An 18,364-nucleotide genomic window follows, 5' to 3' on the forward strand; every position below is an offset into this window, starting at 1 on the left:
AAACCATGAACTATCTGACCAAGAAACTGTCCACAGCGGCGCTTGCCCTGCTGGTGGCCCTGCCAGCGGCTGCGGCCGACTACACAATGCGCCTGAGCCATGGCGACAACGAAAACAACCCGACCCACAAGGGCGCGCTGAAGTTCGAAGAACTGGTCGAGAAATATTCCGACGGTCGCATCGACGTTCAAATCTTCCCCTCGAACCAGCTGGGTTCCGAGCAGGAAGTGGCACAAGCGCTGCGCATGGGGTCGATTGAATCGGAAATCCTGTACACCGGTAACCTCGTGCCACTGGCCCCATCCGTTGGCGTTATGATGCTGCCCTATGCGTTCACGTCGAACGAAGAAGCCCATGCCGCAATGGACGCCCTCAAAGGCCCCCTGAACGAGCGTCTGCCAAAAGAAGCTGGCGTGCGCGTTCTGGGATACTTTGAAAAAGGCTTCCGCGTTCTCACCAATGGCGAGCGCGAAGTGAAAACCCTCGAAGACCTCAAGGGCCTAAAAATCCGCGTGTCCAAGAACAACATCGCCATCGAAACGTTCAAATCCTGGGGCCTTGATCCAATCCCTATGGCGTGGGCCGAAGTGTTCCCCGCCTTGCAGCAAGGTGTGATCGACGGGCAGGAAAACCCCTACACCACGGCGATCTCGTCCAAGTTCTATGAAGTTCAGGACTACATCACCGAAGTACACTACCTGATCTGGTCCGGCCCGATCATCGTGTCCGAGCGTTTCTATCAAGGCCTGCCCGCAGACCTGCAAGAAGCACTGAACAAAGCCGGTGAAGAAGCGGCCCTGTACGAACGTCAGGTGTCTGCCGAAGAAACAGCCGCTGCAAAAGAGAAACTGGTCGAGCTTGGCATGACCCTCTCTGGCGCACCAACGGACGAAGCGAAATGGCAAGAGGCCGCCAAGGCACTGTGGCCAAGCTTTGCTGCCGACATCGGTGGTAAAGAATGGGTAAGCGAAGCGACCCAGATCATGAACGACGCAATCGCCAACAAGTGATTGCAGCGTCTTTCGTAAAGACGTTCTGAGACGATGGGGTCCAAGCCAAGCGCTTGAGCCCCATTTTCGTTAGCAATCTGCGCGCTGAGGTTGGGAATGCGTCGCCAAGTCTCGCGGACCGTTTCGCGCCGGTTCACCCACACCCGCGCCAAAATTGCGCGTAAATGGGTGAAAAACCCGAATAATAGCGTAAAAGTAGCTAGTCTTGCACGGGCGTGCAGTTGAACGGGGAAACCGCGCCCCTAACTTCTATCCATTGGTCGGCGCGCCTCTTGGGCTGGTAGTGGATCGGCTTGAAACAATACATGCAGGGCAACCACCCGCACCCACGAAGGACAGCACTCATGGCGAAAGACACGACCGGACAGGCAGGCAACTCCGCTGCTGCCGACAAGGCACCTGTATCTTCGGATCAGGGCGCGGCCCCTCGCACGCTTGAGTTCCAGTCGGACAAAGGCGCGTCGCGGTCCTTCTGGATCGCAGGAGTGCTGGTTCTGATCCTTGTGGGCTGGATGGGCAGCGGGTTCATCATCCCGTCCGACACCGCCGCCCCCGTGGTCACGCGCGAAGACCCCAAACCGGTTGCGGTCGCCGTCACCACGTCGCAGGCCGAAATCGTCACGCAGTTCTATCAGGCCGAAGGGCAGGCGCTGCCGGATCGCGACACGATGCTGCGCGCCGAAACCACCGGCGACGTAGCCGAGGTGTTCGTGCGCAAAGGACAGGATGTCGAGGCGGGCGCACCCATTGCCCGCCTTGACCCTACCAACAGCGACGCGGAACTGGCCCGCGCCCGCGAGGAGCTTGCCCGCACGAAACGCGACTTTGACAACGCGACGCAACTGCTTGAACGCGGGGTCGGCACAGCGGATCGCGTGTCGCAAACTCAGGCCGCTTTTGTTGCTGCCCAAGCGCAGGTGACACAGGCCGAGGAAGCCGCCAAAGCGCTGACCATCACTGCGCCCTTCGCCGGACGCGTCGAAACACTGGACCTTGATGAAGGCGAATATGTCTCCGCAGGGGCCGAGGTGGGGCGCCTGGTCGACATCACGCCGCTGACCGTCGCCATTCAGGTGCCGCAGCAATCGCTGAACCTGCTCAAGGTCGGGCAATCCGCCAAGGTCCGCTTTATCACGGGCGAGGAACGCGATGGCGAACTGACCTTTGTCGGCACCTCTGCCGCATCGGAAACGCGCACCTTTCTGGCCGAGGTCGAGGTGGCGAATGATGACGGTGCCATCCCCGCCGGTATCTCTGCCGAGGTGATCATTCCCACGGGCGAGGCCAAGGCGCACTTTCTGTCGCCCTCTATCGTATCGCTTAGCACCGAGGGCACCTTGGGTGTGAAGACAGTGGACGATCAGGCGGTCGTCGAATTCTTCCCCATCGAGATTGTTAAAGCGCAGATTGACGGGATCTGGGTCACGGGCCTGCCGGACACGATTGACCTGATCACGGTCGGGCAGGGCTTTGTCAGTGCGGGCGAGACGGTTGCACCCAGCATGGCGGAGCAGGGGCAATGAACCGGATCATCGACTTCGCCTTTTCACGGTCGCGCATCGTGGTCATGGCGCTGCTGGCTGTTCTGACAGTCGGCGCATATGCCTATGTCTCGATCCCGAAAGAGGCAAATCCAGAGGTCCCGCTGCCGCTGTTTTATGTGTCCACCGGCCTTGACGGGATCAGCCCGTCGGATGCCGAACGCCTGTTGCTGGAACCGATGGAGGCCGAATTCGGCGCGATCACCGGACTGGACAGCATGAATTCCGACGCGGCCGAGGGCTTTGCCAGTATCCAGCTGGAATTCACCCCAGGCGGTGACAATGACGAGGCGCTGGACAAGGTGCGCGACGCGGCAGACCGCGCGCAAAGCGAGTTGCCCGAAGATGCCAACGACATCACCATTACCGAAATCAACACGGCCCTGTTCCCGATCATCACCGCGATCCTGTCCGGCCCTGTGCCTGAACGGACGCTGAATTCGCTGGCCGAAACCCTTCAGGAAGAAATCGAAGCCCTGCCAGGTGTGCTTGAGGTCGATATCGGCGGGCAGCGGTTCGAGTTCCTTGAGGTGCTGATCGACCCGACCGTGTTCCAGACCTACAACCTGTCCTTTGACGAACTGATCGGCCAGATCCAGCGCAACAACCGTCTGATTGCGGCGGGCGCGATTGAAACCGGATCAGGGCGCATTGTCCTCAAGGTGCCGGGCTTGATCGAAGATTTAGAAGACGTGATGGCCATGCCGGTGAAGGTGCGCGGCGACGCCGTTGTGACCTTTGAAGACGTGGCAACTATCCGGCGTACGTTCGAGGATCCGACCTCGTTCGCGCGCATCAACGGCCAACCCGCGCTGGCGCTTGAAGTTACGAAACGGTCCGGCGCGAACATCATCGAAACGGTGGCCGAGGTGCAGGCGCTGGTGGACGAGTTGCGCGCCGACTGGCCCGACAACATCGAAATCACCTATCTTCAGGACCAGTCCAAACAGGTCAAAGACCTGTTGACCGATCTTGAGGCGAACGTCATCGCCGCCGTGATCCTTGTGATGATCGTGATCGTTTTTGCGCTTGGCACGCGGTCTGCCATTCTGGTTGGCCTTGCCATTCCGGGGGCGTTTCTGGCCGGTGTCATCGCGCTGTGGTCAATGGGGTTTACGATGAACATCGTGGTCTTGTTCTCGCTGATCCTTGTGGTGGGGATGCTGGTGGACGGGGCCATTGTCACCACCGAACTGGCCGACCGGAAGTTACAGGAAGGCGCGCCTGCGAAAGAGGCCTATGCCTTTGCCGCCAAGCGTATGGCATGGCCGATCATCGCCTCCACCGCCACCACGCTCAGCGTGTTCTTTCCTCTGCTGTTCTGGACCGGCATGGTGGGCGAGTTCATGAAATTTCTGCCGATTACCGTCATCCTGACCCTGTCGGCGTCGCTGTTTATGGCGTTGATCTTTATTCCCGTGATGGGCGGCCTGATCGGGAAACGCCAGCCGCAGTCACAGGCCGCCAAGGCCGCGCTGCACGCCGCCGAACTGGGCGATCCGCGCAGTATGGGCGGGTTCACGGGCGGCTATGTGCGGCTGCTGGAATGGTCCATCCTGCGCCCCGGAACGACGGTTCTGCTGGCGTTGGCGCTGTTGCTCGGCGGTTTTGGCATCTATGGGCAGTTCGGCAAGGGCGTCACTTTCTTTCCCTCGGTCGAACCTGACTTCATGCAGGTGCAGGTGCGCGCCCGTGACAACTTTTCGATTTTTGAACGCGATGCCCTCGTGCGCGCGGTCGAGGATCGCATCCTTGGCTATGACGAGATCGCCAGCGTCTATGCCCGTTCGATGATGAACGCAGGGCAGGGGGACGAGGAAACCATCGGGACGCTGCAACTGGAACTGACGGAATGGGACACGCGACGCCCTGCCGCCGAGATTGGCGAAGATATCCGCCAAGCGGTATCCGACATTGCGGGCATCGACGTGCAGGTCCAGACCGAAAGCGGCGGTCCCACGGCGGGCAAACCTGTGAACCTGCAAATCATCGCGGGCAATTCGGATGTGCAGGCGCAAGCGGTGCAGCAGGTGCGTGACATCATGGACCGCCTTGGCGGCTTTACCGACGTGACCGATACGCGCCCCGTGCCGGGGGTCGAGGTTTCGATCCTTGTGGACAGGGCCGAGGCGGCGCGCTTTGGTGCCGATGTCAGTATGTTGGGGCAGGCGGTACAGCTTTTGACCCAAGGGATCACAGTCGCCGACTACCGCCCTGATGACGTGGACGGCTCGCTTGATATCCGCGTGCGCTTCCCGCGCGAGGAACGATCACTGGCCGAGTTGGGCGGGCTGCGCGTTCCGACCTCGGCAGGGTTGGTCCCGATCTCGAACTTCGTGACCTTCGCTCCGTCCGAACGTACCGGCATCATCCGCCGGATCGACGAGAAACGCGTGACAACAATCGAGGCGAACGTCGCCCCCGGACTGCTGGTGAATGATCAGGTGCTGGCACTGACGGCGGAACTGGACAAGGCCGACCTGCCCGAAAGCGTGTCCTACAGTTTTGCTGGTGAGGCAGAGGATCAAGCCGAAAGCATGATCTTCCTTGTGGGTGCATTCATCACTGCGATCTTCCTGATGTTCGTGATCCTTGTGTTGCAATTCAACAGCTTCTTTCAGGCCTTCGTGGTGATGAGCGCGATCATCTTCTCCATCGCGGGCGTGTTGTTGGGTTTGATCGTCACGGGCCGCCCCTTTGGCGTGGTCATGGGCGGGATCGGCGTGATCGCCTTGGCGGGCATCGTGGTGAACAACAACATCGTCCTGATTGATACCTACAACGATCTGAAGAAGGCAGGGCAGTCCCCGCTGGAGGCGGCCTTGCGCACCGGCGCGCAACGTTTGCGCCCTGTGGTGCTGACCTCCATCACGACGGCGCTTGGGCTGATGCCGATGGTGATCGGGCTGAACATCAACTTCTTCACCCGCGAGATCGTCTATGGCGCGCCGTCCACGCAATGGTGGACCGAACTGTCCTCGGCCATCGCGGGCGGTCTGATCGTCGCCACGGTCCTGACGCTGATTGTAACTCCCGCGATGCTGATGCTCGGTGAAAAGCGTGCCAACAGGACCGTAAGCGCGGATCCGTCACCGGCGTAAGGATCGCGAGCAAGCGTAGTGCCACCCAATGTGCGAAACGGCAACCGGGTAGGGATCCATTCGGCGGCTACGAGGCCGACGTCGATGCATTGGTGGGGGCGTGCCCCTTTCTGAAGCCGAAGGCGGGTTAATCAGGCGGTCAAGGCAGGCTCGGCAATCAAGCGCCACCAAGCCGACCGATGCTTACCCCGCCAGCTTGTCCCAGTTCATCGTGGTGAAGTTTTCGCGAAACGCGAATGTGGCGAGGTGGCGGTCGATGGCGCCGCGTGCGCGGTCCAGTTCTTCCTCGTTTCCGCCCGTGATGTCGACGGTCAGTTCTTGGGCGGTCGCGTTCAGCTTGGCGGGACCAAAGGGGAAATCGACCGTGCCCGTGGTCTCGTCAAACGCGACCTCGACCTTGTGGGCGAAGTGTTTGCACAATTGTTGGAGGTAGCGGCTGGCATGTTCGGTGGTGAATTGCCCATGGTCTGTCATTTCGGCTTGCATGTCATCTATTCCCGAGTATTTCTGTCGGAAAGTTATCTGACCGATTTAATCAACTTTGTCCACTCCCTCCCCCGGACCACCTATCTGCGCAAAGGTTACCCTATGAAGACGACGCTTATCGCTACCGCTTTTGCTATTTTGCCCATGCTGGCACTGGCACAAACCGCCGAGATTGAAACCGCCGCTGGCGTCCAAACCGTTCCGGTTGCTCCGGAAACGGTCGTGGCATTCGACCTTGCCGCGCTGGATACACTGACGGTGATGGGCGTACCCGTCGCTGGCGTTCCTGCCATCGCGCCGCCTGCCTATCTGGCGGATGTGATCGACGGCACGCCCACTGTCGGCACCCTGTTCGAGCCTGACTTCGAAGCGCTGGCCGTTATGGCGCCGGATTTCATTATCGCGGGCGGACGTTCGCAAGGGCAGGTCGCGCCGCTGTCGCGCATTGCGCCAACGGTTGATATGACCATTTCCGGTGACAACCTGATGGCAGATGCCAAGGCGCGCATCACCGCCTATGGTGCCATGTTCCAGCAAGAAGACGTCGCCGACGCTTTGCTGGCCGATCTGGACGCGGCCATCGAAAACGCGCGCAGCGTCACCGAAGGGCGCGGCAACGCTCTCATCGTGCTGACCAATGGCGGCAAGGTCTCGGCCTATGGGGACGAGTCGCGCTTTGGCTGGTTGCATACATCCTTGGGCCTTGGCGAAGCCTACCCCGACCTCAACGCGGATACCCACGGCGAGGCGGTGTCGTTCGAGTTTATCGCCGAGTTGAACCCCGACTGGATCTTTGTCGTCGACCGTGGCGCGGCCATCGGACAAGAGGGCGAAGCGGCAGCAGTCACGCTGGACAACCCACTGGTGGCGGGCGCGACGGCAGGACAGAACGGTCAGATCGTGTACCTCGAATCCGCACCGCTGTATCTCGTGGGCGGCGGGTACCAGTCGCTCATGGGCACGATTGAAGAGGTCGTCGCCGCCTTTACCGACAGCGCAAGCTAGGCAACACCGTGCAACACAGGCTCTTCGCGGCCCTGACGCTCGTCCTCCTTGTGGGGGCGAGTTGTCTTTTCGGGGTGGCTGACATTTTTAACGGTGATCTTGACCGCCAGATGGTGCTGGTTGTCAGCCGCCTGCCGCGCACCTTTGCCGCGCTTCTGGCGGGGGCGGGATTGGCGCTGGCGGGGGTTGTCGTGCAGATGTCGGTCCAGAACCGGCTGGTCGAGCCGAGCCTTGTGGGTACGCCTGAGTCGGCCATGCTGGGCCTGTTGGGGGTGACGCTGTTGGCACCGGGATCGGCGCTGATGGTGAAGATGTCGGTGGCGGCAGGGGCAGCATTGATCGGCACGCTGGGGTTCTTGTGGCTGGCCCGCCATGTGCCGCGCCGCGATCCAGTCCTGCTGCCCCTTGTCGGGTTGATCTATGGCGGGATCATCGGTGCGGCGGTGCTGTGGCTCGCGTGGACCACCGACCTTGTTCAATATATCGGCGTCTGGCAAAGCGGCGAATTTTCCGGCGTGTTGCAAGGGCGGTACGAGTTGCTGTGGGTGGTTGCGGCCATCGGCGCGCTGGTCTGGCTGGCGGCCGACCGGATCACCATGCTGGGCCTTGGCGAGGATGCGGCGCGCAGCCTCGGGCTGGATTATCGCCAGACCCTGTTGGCGGGGCTGATCCTTGTGTCGGTAATTGTCGCGGTAGTGGTGGTAAGTGTCGGCACAATCCCCTTTGTCGGGCTGGTGGTGCCGAACATCGTGTCGCGCTGGCGGGGCGACAACCTGCGCCGCAACCTGCCGGTGGTGGCGTGGCTGGGCGGGTGCATGGTGCTGGGCTGTGACATCATCGGGCGCATCATCCGCTTTCCCTACGAAATTCCTGCTGGCACGGTTTTCGCCGTGATCGGCGCGGGCATCTTTCTGTGGTTGCTGCACGCCGCACCAAGGAAATCTCATGGTTGAGCGTCGCCTGTTCATCCTCGCCGGACTTCTGGTGCTGGCCTGCGGTCTGTTCCTGTTGTGGAACCTGCGTGCGCCTATGGGCTTTATCCTGTCGCTGCGGCTGACAAAGCTCGCGGCGCTGTGCGTGGTCGGGGCAGCCATCGGCACGGCCACGGTGCTGTTCCAGACGATTGCCGCCAATCGCATGCTGACGCCGGGCATTGTCGGGTTCGATGCGTTGTTCGTGTTCATCCAGACGGCGCTGGTGCTGACGCTTGGCGGTGTCGGCTATGCCGCGCTGCCGTCGCTGGCGCAGTTCGGGCTTGAGGCGCTGATCCTTGTGATCGCCGCCGTTGCCCTGTTCAGTATCCTGTTGCGCAAGGGGGCCGAAGACATCTTGCGCCTTGTGCTGACGGGCGTGATCCTTGGCGTGTTGTTGCGCGGGCTGGCGGCGCTGGCGCAACGGCTGCTGGACCCGTCCGAGTTTTCCATCGTGCAACAGGCGTCGTTCGCGACCTTCGGTGCGGTCGATCCAACGCAACTGGCCATCGCGGCGGTGATCCTTGGGGGAAGTCTGGCGGGTGCCTTGACCCTCGCGCGGCATCTGGATGTGGTCGCACTGGGCCGGAATGTCGCGCTGCCGCTTGGGGTGGATTTCGACCGCGTGGTCTTTGTCGCCCTCGCGCTTGTGGCGCTGCTGGTGGCGACCTCGACCGCCCTTGTGGGGCCGATCACCTTCTTGGGTTTGCTCGCGTCAAGCCTTGCGCATGCGGCACTGCCCACATGGCGCCATGCGCGTCTGTTGCCTGCTGCGGCGTTGATCGGCGCGACGATCCTTGTCAGCGGGCAGTTTGTGTTTGAACGCCTGCTTGGCCTGCAATCCACCCTGACCGTGGTGGTCGAATTTGCGGGCGGCGTTCTGTTCCTTTTCCTTGTTTTGCGAAAGCCACGGCCATGATTGAAGTCGACAGTTTGACGATCACCAAGAACGGCACAGACATCCTGAGGGACGTGTCGCTGCGGTTCGGGCAGGGCGGTATCACTGCGCTGATTGGCCCGAACGGAGCGGGCAAATCGACCCTGCTGGGCGCGGTTGCGGGGTTGGCGAAGCCGAGTGCGGGGCGTGTCACGGTCGAAGGTTGCGACATGATCAACGCCCGCCCGCCAGAGCGTGCAAGCCGCGTTGCGCTGCTGGCGCAAAACGAACAGGTGACGGCGCGGTTAAGCGTGCGCGAGTTGGTGAGCTTTGGGCGCTGGACCCACCACCATGGTCGCCCGAAGGAAGAAGACCACCGCAAGATTGACGCGGCCATTGCCGCCTTTGACCTGACTACACTTGCCGAACGGCGGCTCGATTCCCTGTCCGGCGGTCAGCGGCAGCGCGCCTTTGTGGCGATGGCATGGGCGCAGGAAACGCCTTGGTTGCTGCTGGATGAGCCACTTTCTGCGCTGGATCCGCGCCATGTGCGTGACATCATGGACCGGCTTTATGCCCTGACCCGTCCGGGGGCTTCGCAGCGCAGTGTGGTCATTGTTTTGCACGACTTGGGAGTCGCCGCACGCTATGCCGACCGAATCGTTGCCATGAAAGACGGTGAAATGGTCGTGTCCGGCCCGCGTGCGCTGACCATGACCGGCCCGATGCTTAGCGATCTGTTCGGCACCGGCCTGACGATCAGCAAGGTCGCGGGCCATGACGTTGTAGTGCCAAACTAGGACGCGCGCGCCAAACCTTCGGCCATGTGAGGCAACTGGATCGGCTCGAACGGCGGCACTGTGAAATCCTGTGCGACGGCGTCCATCGCTTGCGCGTACAGCCGCTCGTACCCTTCCAACATCCGGTCCAGTGTGAACAGGCGCTGCACCCGTGCGCGCGCGGCGCTGCGCGGGATGGTGATGGCCTGTCTGAGGGCGTCGGCCAGTTCATCCGCATCCGCGCTGGCATAGCGGGCCACGTCGCCCGCCACTTCGCGGATCGCGCCGTTTTCGATGGCGGCGATGGGCAGGCCACAGGCCATCGCCTCAATCGCAGCTAGGCCAAAAGGTTCGTCCCAAAGCGGCGTGAACAACAGGACCGAGGCGCGCCCGATGGCGGTGGTCAGCGCCTTGCCCTGCAACAAGCCGCCATAGCGGATGTTGTCATTCAACAGCGGCGCGATCTCCTCATCGAAATAGGTCTGATCCTCAATCGTGCCGTACAGTGTTAGCGGGATATCGGCGCGCGCAGCGGCCTGCGCGGCAAGGTGCGGCCCCTTGGTCGGGGTTAGGCGGCCCATCCACACGGCGGTGCCATCGCCCTGCGGCTGGAAAGGCCAGTCATCCAGATCAATGCCGTTCGGCACTACACGGGCAAAGCGCGTGTCGCCATCGTCAAACCACGCATCCAACTGACGTGTCGAGCATGTGGTGAACAGCGACCACGGCGCACCGCCGTCACCCACAGCGCGCTTTAGCACCTTGAAGGGCGGCACATGCAGGGAGGTCACCATCGGCACACGGTGACGGCTGGCAAATCGCGGCGGAAAGCGATGCAGCGCGTTATTGTGCACCACGTCAAACCCACCTTCGGCAATGCGCGGCAGCATCCGTTCAAAGGAGTGGTCCAGATGCGCCGTCAACTCGGGCGTGCCGTGCCATTTGTGCCATGGAAAATCGCGATCATAGTGGACATCGACCACCGGCTCGACAAGGCCACCCCAGTCGCTGTCGCCTGCCGCGAACAAGGTGACGTCATGGCCACGGGCACGCAGACCGCGACACAGGTGCCAGCAATGCGCCTCCATCCCGCCCATAAATGGGCGCGCGATGGGAAAGCGCACATGTCCGATCACTGCAATCTTCATCGCCTTATTCCGCCGCGATGGCAGAGATACGTTCTTCGCCATGCTCTGCGGCGGCGCGGCGCGCTTCTTCGGTTTCAATATCGCGCATCAGCTTGTCCATCACACGGCGGCTGTTGGCATAAGGCATGTCCTCGGTCTGCCGGCACAGGGCGAAATCGGCTTCATCAGGGGCGCGCAGGATCGTCAGGGACTCCTCGCTTGCCTCGATCAGTCCCATCAGGTCAAAGGCATGCAGCCAGTGCCCCATGGTCCGGTGGCCCCAACGGGTCGCAAAGTATTCGGCGTTGCGCACGACGGCCTCCACATGGTGGATCGGCGGCATGCAATGGTCGTGGTATTGGTGATAGACCTTGGCCCCTTTCATCCACCAGATGTCGATCCCGCGCGCATCCAGCACACGGCCGAAATCGGTGTCTTCGCCGCCATAACCGAAATACCCTTCGTCAAAGCCGCCGCTACGGTCCCAGTCGGCGCGGTGCATGGCAAAGTTCAGCGACCAGAAGCAGCGGTAATCCTCGCAGGCGCGCAACCCTTCGGCGGGCGGTCCCTGACGGTCGGAATGGCGCACGCTGATGGCGTCGAAACGCGCAAAATCCAAAGTGTCCGACGCGGCACCTTTGGGTAGATAGGCAACCTCGCCCATCACAAGCCCGCGCCCGTCATGGCACGCCTCGGCCACGTCCGACACAAGGTCGGGGTGCGGGATGCAGTCCACGTCGACAAAGGCAAGGACCGTGCCGCTGGCCTTGGCCGCCGCCGCGTTGCGCGCCGCGGCAAGGGGCAGTTCACCGTCGGGCCGTGTCACCTTGATCTGGTGGATCGGGAAGGGGGTCGCGGGCAGGTTGTCATACAGCGTGTCCTGCATGGCGGCGATCACCAGTTCGCGTGGCGGCAAAGTCTGTTGGGCAAGGCCATGGATGACATTGTGCAGATGCGCCTCGCGGCCACGGGCGATGGTCAGAACGGATACGTCACGCATGGTGAACCTCTTTCATAGCTGTTGAAATTTCGGGGCGGTCCCAAAGGCGGGCGGCAAGGGTTTCCAGCCATTCCGCCGTGTGTGCGGGGGCGTCAGCGCCCCCTGCCAAGGCGCGTTGTCGGGCAGGGTCGTGGTCGCGCTGTACCTGATCAATCGCGGTGCGCCATGCATGGGCCGAACTGGGCATGTGCGGCAGATGCAGCGCCGCGCCCGCCCGTCCCAAAGCTTGCGCCTTTTCGACCTGTTCATCGAAGTAGCGCCATTCCGGCACCACGATCCAAGGGGTCGCGGCGGTCAGCACCTGCGCGCATGTCGTGTTACCGGTGGAGGAGATCACAAGGTCCGCCGCCGCGATGAAGTCGGGGGCGTTATCGACCCAGCCGCGATGCGTTAGGTTGGGTGGCAGGGTCGCGTGCCAGTCGCGCTGTACCTCGCCAATGGTGATCCAGTCCATCTGCGGATAGGTCCGTGCGGCGACACCCAGTGCGGCCTCGGAAATGCCGTTGCCGCCACCACCGCACACCACCAGTGCCACGGGGCGGTCCCCGAGTTTGATCCGCGCGCGCGCCGTGTCGCGGGGCGGCAGGGCGACGTTCACGCCCAATCCGGGGGCGAAGTGCAGTTTGTCCTGCCACGCGGTCCAGTCGTCCTGTGCGAGGTCTGCGTGAAACGGGGCAAGCAACCCTGCCGCGCCATCATAGGCGGCGCGATGGGCCGGATCGCTGCGGTCGCCGTGTTGCAAAATCTTGACATGAGGCACCGAACACAGACGCGCCAGTTGCGCCACCTCGGCAGAGACATCAACCACCATCAACTCGGGCGCATCCGTGGCGAAGAACTGCGCCATATGGGACATCGCGGTGCGAATGCCGGTCCAGCCCACAGGGGCGCAATGCGTCGTCTCTGGCGTGTCGAGAAGGGCGGCACCTTGCGGCTCTGACCCGTCCGGTTCGAACAGCGAGGGCAGTTTTTGTACCGTCACATTGGGGCGCAGTTCGGGAAAGATATCATCGCGGGCGCAAAAGACGCGCACGGGGCGATCCTCTGGCAGGGCGTTGACAATGGCGGCGCAGCGTTCGGCATGGCCGCGCCCCTGATGGTGCGCGAAATAGCCGAAAGGGCGCAGCGCGGGGTCATGGAAATCTCGCATCGCCTATTCCCCCGCCATCAGCATCGGTTGCGGCGTGCGATAGTGTTGCACCCCGTCCAGAACCCCCGCCGCGTGTTTGAACGGCGAGCGGTAGACCGAGGCAAGCCCGTCCAGTTCGGCCAGCGCATTGGCGGGCAGAACGGCGCAATCGAACCGCGTCAGCATATCGAGGTCATTGCCACTGTCCCCCGCAACGATGACGTTGCTTTCGGGCAGGTTGCGGCGGTCGGCCTCAAACCGGATCGCGGCGGCTTTGCCCGCTTGGGCGGGAACGATGTCGATGTATTTCCCGTGCGAGGGGATGATGCGCGCCGCAATGCCCGCCTGCCGCAGCCGCGCCTTGATCGCAGGCACATCGCGGTCGGTGCCGAACAGGCTGACCTTCCAGCGGCGTTGATCATAGACGGGTTGCAGGCGCACATCTGCATTGAGCAGGGCCGTGCGCACCGCCGTTATGTCCCACCCATCTGCAAGTGTCGCTGCATAGTCTGAACACAGCGTGAAGCCTTGGTGGCCGTGGCGCCAGATCTCGGTGCCGGTCGAACTGATGATCGTGTCGGGCGTGGTCAAATCCCAATCGGCGAGCACGCGCTGCGCCTCGGCGACCGAGCGTCCTGTCGCTACGATAAAGGCGTAGTCGCGACCCTCCTGCGTCAGCCAGTCCGCAAAAGCGCGCGCGCCGTTGCGACATCCGGTCAGCGTATTGTCGATGTCGCAGGCCAGCAGGTGGTCGGGGTGATGAATGTGAACGGCGGGTGCCTGTGGCACGTCTGTCAGCGTTTCAATCACACTCTGTGTTCGCTTGGCCCAAGCTTTCCAGTCATAGGTCTGGCGTGCGATTTTGCGGGCGCGGCGTGCGGCAAGTTGCCGTTCGGGCGCGTCCAAAACACGGCGCAAACCGGCGGTGATACTGGCCGTGTCGTAGGGATCGACCAGCGCGCCAAAGCCGAGTTCGGGGATGATGTCGGACGGACCGCCGGAATGCGTGGCGACAAGGGGGACACCCGCCTGTGCCGCCTCGATCAGGGTCAGGCCAAAGGGTTCGTGAAAGGCGGGGTTGCAGAACACGCCGTCCTGCGCGGCAAGCGCATAAAGGTCGCTGATGTCCTGCGCGCTGTGCTGGCGCGGCAGCGCAACCTTGCCCCAAAGGTCGTGGCGGTCGACGCCATCGAACAGGTCGGCAATCACCTTGTCCCGTTCGCTTCCGTCCGTGTCCAGACCGTCGCGCAGGCCCGCGACGATCACCAGATTGGCACGTTCCTGCAGGGTGGGATCGGTCGCATAGGCATCAATCACGCGGCGCAGGTTCTTTTTGCGGATAGGCCGCGCAATGGCGAGGATGATAGGCTTGTCCACGTCGCGCAGAAAAGGGCGCAGCAGGTCACGCGCGCGGTCGGGATCGCCCGCGTTCTGCACGCACACACCGGGGCCGACGCGATGCGCGCGCCCTTCGGCGTCGGACACAAGGTTGGGTATCTGACGCTCCACCTCATCGCGGGAGGAGGCAATGATCGCATCCGCTTGCTCCAATGCGCGGGTTTCGCGGGCGATACGGGCGCGCAGCGAAGGGGACGGGGTTTCATTCGGCTTCAACTTTTCCGCGCCCAGCGAATGGGCGGTGTAAAGGACCGGAATGCCAAAGCGTTCGCGTGCGGCCAGCGCCAGTTCGGCGGCGTCGGCAAAATGTGCATGGATCACATCGGGGCGCGCGGTGCCCATATCATCCAACATCGTCAGCAGGGCGCGTTGCAGCGTGGGAAGCTCGCCAGTGAGGTCGTCTTTTTCCAGATATTCCGACCGTTCTGACGCCAATCGCAGAATGCGGCATTTCGGCGAAATCGTTTCTTGTGGCGATGCAAATACTTTTCCCAAGTGAGGTGCATCAAACAGCCGCGTAACAATAGTGACTTCGGTAATGTCGGGGCGTTCCGATTGCGCCATTGCTGCGCCCAGAACATAGGCAATATGCCCACCGGTATCTTCCGTCATGCCGTACCTGACGGGCGGGGCGGATAGACATCCGCCCAGCGAAATATGCATGATGCGCATATCAGCCTCCCACGATTTTACTGGTTCAGAGCTGTGAAATTCGTCAGCTTCGCAAAAGTAACCACGAAATCTTGATGTGGTTCCCGCCCTTTCTGTGAAATAATTTCCAATTCGGAAAAATGTGGAAAAAAGCGCAAATTGCGCATTAAGCTTCTTGCCGCCAATTCGGTGTGCCCTAGTTCCCCCTCTCTAATCGGGGAATTGCCATGACGTCTCATCGCTATGTTTTTGTGGGTGGGCTGCACCGCTCTGGCACCAGTCTGGTGGCGCGGTTGATCGGTGATTTGCCGGGGGTAAGCGCGATCAACGCCGCGCCTGTACCAGAAAACGAGGGCGTGTATCTGCAAGGGGCGATCCCGCACACGGCGCGTCATGGCGTGCCGATGCACTTTGCCAACGATCCGGCGCAGCATCATATCGAAGGATCGCAGTTTGATCGTCTGGAAACCCAGCAGCGACTCGAGCGTGACTGGGCACCGTACTTTGCTGACGCGCCTTGGCGGGTTGAGAAATCTCCGGTGAACCTCACGCGGATGCGGTTGTACCAGCAGTTGTTCCCCCTGTCGCAATTTGTCGTGGTGACGCGCCACCCCGAAGCGGTTGCGGCGGCAACGTCGAAATGGGTGGACATGCCACATGCGGCGATGATGGATCACTGGCTGGACGCCTATGACATCGTGCGCCGCGACATCGACTATCTGCACAGCGTTATCACTGTCCGGTACGAGGATTTGGTGACTGATCCGGCTGCGACGCTGGCGCGGCTGGCGGCTTTTCTTGATGTTGAAGTCGTTGCGGGGCGGCATGACATTCGCGACGGCAATCGGGATTATACCGGCACGACCGAACTGACGGCAGGGCAGGCGGAGCGCGCAGCGTCTTGGGGATATACAGCGGGGCTGAAAACAATGCCGTGGGCAGGGATTACCCGTCACCCGTTGCGGCGCATTGTCGAGAATGTCGCGGCGGCCACCAATCCGCTTAGATAACGCGCCTTATGCGCTGGTCCGGATGATCAGATTTCCGGTAAATGCGTTCAGCTTTTTCGTCTCTTTCTTGCCGTCCAGCACGTCCACCAGCGCGGTGGCCATGTCCGTCAGCGGCTGGCGATAGGTGGTCAGCTGGTATTGCGGGCCTGAGGCTTGGGGCACATCGTCAAAGCCGGTGACGGCGATGTCGTCCGGCACGCTCAGCCCCAGTTCGAAACGGATCGCGTCGATGGAGCCCATTGCCAGCGCATCGTTTTCACAGACCAGAACGTCGGGCAGGTCGGACTTGGGTTTGCCGCGATACATCTTGGCGATCAGGTCATAGGCGAGCTTTGGATCATAGCTGCCCACGGACACAAATTCGGGGACGCGTCCGGTCAGTTTGGACCATTGGGACACAAAGATTTCCTTGCGCTGCAAGTGGGCAGATTGCGTTTGTGGTCCGGCCAGAAACAGCGGTTTGCGATAGCCCGCCCTAACCACATATTGCGTGATCGCCGTCATGGCGGCGCGGTCGTCACAGCAGACCGAAATAGTGTTGTCATTGCCCGACATGCGCGCAAACACGATCAGCTTCTTTACCCGTTTCGCGCCAAGGGCGGTCTCTAGGCTTTGGTCATTGAAGCTGACCCCGATCAGCACGGCGGCGTCCACGCGGCGCTGGCTGGCGTTCAGCAGCGCGGCAGAGGCATCTTCCTCGTCGCTGGTGTTGACCAGCAGCGTGTCATAGCCGTTCTTGCGCAGGATGCGGGTCAGGCGTTCCATCATCACCAGTTTGTGCGGGTTGGCAAAATCGTCCACCAGCAGCGCCACTAGATTGGTGCGGTCCGTTGCAAGGCTGGTAGCCAGAAGGTCGGGCACATAGCCAAGGGTTTCTGCCGCCTCGATCACCTTCTCACGGGATTTGGCAGAGATGGACGCATCTTTCTTGAAGGCACGGTTCACCGTCCAACGGGAAACCCCCGCAAGCGTGGCAACATCGTCAGCCGTGACGGAACCGTCCTGATTTTTCATGGCGTGTTGCCTCCCGTGGTCTATGGGGGTCGCACATTTGCACGTGCAAAGTCCATAGACACCCTTTGTATAACGCAACGTTGCACCCGCGTGCAAAAAATTGTTGCACGCGGGTGCAAAACTGTGAATGATCCTACCAAACGAGAATCGGGAGGGTCTCAACATGCGGGTAGGATTGCTCGGGGCAGGGCGCATCGGGAATGTTCATGCGCAGGCAATTTCTGCGCATCCGGAGAGCGAACTTGTCGCAGTCTCCGACGCGTTCGAGGCGAATGCGCAGGCATTGGCAAAGACCTTCAATTGCGAGGTGCGCACATCGGACGAGATCATCGCCGACAGCAGCATCGACGCGGTTCTGATCGCCACATCTACGGACACTCATTCGGACTTGATCGAAACCGCCGCTGCTGCGGGCAAGGCGGTTCTGTGCGAAAAGCCGGTGGACCTGAGCCTTGAGCGTGCCTCTGCCTGCCTGAAGGCGGTGGGTGACAAGGCATCGCGCATTATGATCGGGTTTAACCGTCGCTTCGATCCCAGCTTTGCGTCGCTGAAAGGCGCGCTTGCCGCCGGAGAGATCGGCAAGGCTGAGCTGCTGTCGATCACATCTTTTGATCCGGCACCGCCGCCGGTTGAATACATCAAGGTGTCGGGCGGTCTGTTCCGCGATATGATGATCCACGATTTCGACATGGCGAATTTCATCATCGGCGAAGCGCCGGTGACTGTTTCTGCGGTGGGAACTTCCGTGGTCGATCCGGCGATCGGCGCGGCGGGTGATGTGGATACAGCCGTTGTCACGCTGACCTATGCGGACGGACGCCTCGCGGTGATCAAGAACTCGCGCCGTGCGGTGTACGGCTATGACCAACGGGTGGAAATTCTGGGCTCTGACGGGCTGCTGCAAGCGCAGAACATGCTGGAGAACACGGTGGTCAAATCCACCACTGCCGGCGTCGTCAGCGCCAAGCCGACGTACTTTTTCCTCGAACGCTATATGCCCGCCTACAAGGCTGAATGGGCCGCGTTTGTCGAGGCGGTCAAAGGCAAGGCGGACATGCCGGTCAACCTGCATGACGGTGTTGCTGCGCTGGCGATGGCAGAGGCTGCGACGCAGTCCGCCAAGTCGGGCCAGCCTGTCGCTCTGGCAGATCTGATCGGGAATACGGGCTGCGGGGAGGCGGCCTGACAAGGGGCACTTGTCCGGCAACGGACAATGCGAACTGCGCAGCGGTTGCTGTGTAAAGAAGACGCCGGAGATTTCCGGT

Annotated in this window: 15 protein-coding genes; 9 read left to right on the forward strand and 6 right to left on the reverse strand. The window is 61.7% G+C overall.

The genetic code is table 11. From position 1 onward, the window contains the following. The first annotated feature begins 5 nt into the window (after positions 1-5). The 3 genes from AC6GQJ_RS13615 to AC6GQJ_RS13625 all read left to right on the forward strand — a co-directional run bounded on the left by AC6GQJ_RS13615 (position 6) and on the right by AC6GQJ_RS13625 (position 5,652). Positions 6-1,010 (forward strand): TRAP transporter substrate-binding protein, encoded by a 1,005-nt coding sequence (locus AC6GQJ_RS13615; RefSeq protein ID WP_500769134.1) that lies wholly within the window; start codon positions 6-8, stop codon positions 1,008-1,010. Between the two features lie 344 nt (positions 1,011-1,354). Then, positions 1,355-2,533 carry an efflux RND transporter periplasmic adaptor subunit gene (locus tag AC6GQJ_RS13620; RefSeq protein ID WP_500769136.1) on the forward strand — a complete coding sequence of 393 codons (1,179 nt, stop codon included), beginning with the start codon at positions 1,355-1,357 and terminating at the stop codon, positions 2,531-2,533. Continuing rightward, entirely contained in the window at positions 2,530-5,652 is a 3,123-nt protein-coding gene (locus AC6GQJ_RS13625; RefSeq protein WP_500769138.1) for an efflux RND transporter permease subunit, read from the forward strand. Before AC6GQJ_RS13620 ends, AC6GQJ_RS13625 begins: the two co-directional genes overlap by 4 nt. A 183-nt stretch (positions 5,653-5,835) precedes the next feature. Here AC6GQJ_RS13625 and AC6GQJ_RS13630 read toward each other — a convergent pair whose 3' ends face one another. Further along, positions 5,836-6,126: a DUF2218 domain-containing protein gene (locus AC6GQJ_RS13630; protein WP_500769140.1), complete on the reverse strand. Its 291-nt coding sequence runs from the start codon at positions 6,124-6,126 to the stop codon at positions 5,836-5,838. A gap of 114 nt (positions 6,127-6,240) precedes the next feature. Between AC6GQJ_RS13630 and AC6GQJ_RS13635 the strand changes: the two genes are divergently transcribed. The 4 genes from AC6GQJ_RS13635 to AC6GQJ_RS13650 are packed head-to-tail and all read left to right on the forward strand — an operon-like array spanning position 6,241 to position 9,791. Then, positions 6,241-7,143, forward strand: coding sequence for a siderophore ABC transporter substrate-binding protein (locus AC6GQJ_RS13635; protein WP_500769142.1), 903 nt, complete (start codon positions 6,241-6,243; stop codon positions 7,141-7,143). 8 nt (positions 7,144-7,151) lie between these two features. After that, entirely contained in the window at positions 7,152-8,096 is a 945-nt protein-coding gene (locus AC6GQJ_RS13640; RefSeq protein ID WP_500769144.1) for an ABC transporter permease, read from the forward strand. After that, positions 8,089-9,033: an iron chelate uptake ABC transporter family permease subunit gene (locus tag AC6GQJ_RS13645; protein ID WP_500769146.1), complete on the forward strand. Its 945-nt coding sequence runs from the start codon at positions 8,089-8,091 to the stop codon at positions 9,031-9,033. Before AC6GQJ_RS13640 ends, AC6GQJ_RS13645 begins: the two co-directional genes overlap by 8 nt. After that, on the forward strand, positions 9,030-9,791 hold the full coding sequence (locus AC6GQJ_RS13650; protein WP_500769148.1) for an ATP-binding cassette domain-containing protein: 762 nt from the start codon (positions 9,030-9,032) through the stop codon (positions 9,789-9,791). Before AC6GQJ_RS13645 ends, AC6GQJ_RS13650 begins: the two co-directional genes overlap by 4 nt. Here the strand turns inward: AC6GQJ_RS13650 and AC6GQJ_RS13655 are convergent. Genes AC6GQJ_RS13655 through AC6GQJ_RS13670 form a run of 4 tightly spaced genes read right to left on the reverse strand, consistent with a single transcriptional unit; the run spans position 9,788 to position 15,036 of the window. Next, positions 9,788-10,918 carry a glycosyltransferase gene (locus AC6GQJ_RS13655; protein ID WP_500769150.1) on the reverse strand — a complete coding sequence of 377 codons (1,131 nt, stop codon included), beginning with the start codon at positions 10,916-10,918 and terminating at the stop codon, positions 9,788-9,790. The two genes, AC6GQJ_RS13650 and AC6GQJ_RS13655, sit on opposite strands and share 4 nt — an antisense overlap. Before the next feature lie 4 nt (positions 10,919-10,922). Continuing rightward, on the reverse strand, positions 10,923-11,897 hold the full coding sequence (locus AC6GQJ_RS13660; RefSeq protein WP_500769152.1) for a glycosyltransferase family 2 protein: 975 nt from the start codon (positions 11,895-11,897) through the stop codon (positions 10,923-10,925). Continuing rightward, positions 11,890-13,047 carry a glycosyltransferase gene (locus AC6GQJ_RS13665; protein WP_500769154.1) on the reverse strand — a complete coding sequence of 386 codons (1,158 nt, stop codon included), beginning with the start codon at positions 13,045-13,047 and terminating at the stop codon, positions 11,890-11,892. The genes AC6GQJ_RS13660 and AC6GQJ_RS13665 overlap by 8 nt, the downstream gene beginning before the upstream one ends. 3 nt (positions 13,048-13,050) lie before the next feature. Next, positions 13,051-15,036, reverse strand: a complete 1,986-nt coding sequence (locus tag AC6GQJ_RS13670; RefSeq protein WP_500769156.1) for an HAD-IIB family hydrolase — start codon at positions 15,034-15,036, stop codon at positions 13,051-13,053. Positions 15,037-15,302: 266 nt separating this feature from the next. Between AC6GQJ_RS13670 and AC6GQJ_RS13675 the strand changes: the two genes are divergently transcribed. Next, positions 15,303-16,085, forward strand: coding sequence for a sulfotransferase family protein (locus AC6GQJ_RS13675; RefSeq protein WP_500769158.1), 783 nt, complete (start codon positions 15,303-15,305; stop codon positions 16,083-16,085). Positions 16,086-16,091: 6 nt separating this feature from the next. On the opposite strand, the gene AC6GQJ_RS13680 is transcribed toward AC6GQJ_RS13675, so the two are convergent. After that, positions 16,092-17,099, reverse strand: a complete 1,008-nt coding sequence (locus AC6GQJ_RS13680) for a LacI family DNA-binding transcriptional regulator (RefSeq protein ID WP_500769160.1) — start codon at positions 17,097-17,099, stop codon at positions 16,092-16,094. A 163-nt stretch (positions 17,100-17,262) separates the two neighbouring features. Between AC6GQJ_RS13680 and iolG the strand changes: the two genes are divergently transcribed. Next, complete coding sequence (gene iolG, locus AC6GQJ_RS13685) at positions 17,263-18,285, forward strand: inositol 2-dehydrogenase (protein WP_500769162.1); 1,023 nt, start codon at positions 17,263-17,265, stop codon at positions 18,283-18,285. Positions 18,286-18,364: the final 79 nt, after the last annotated feature.

The sequence above is a fragment of the Tateyamaria sp. 7Alg 36 genome, from assembly GCF_059882455.1.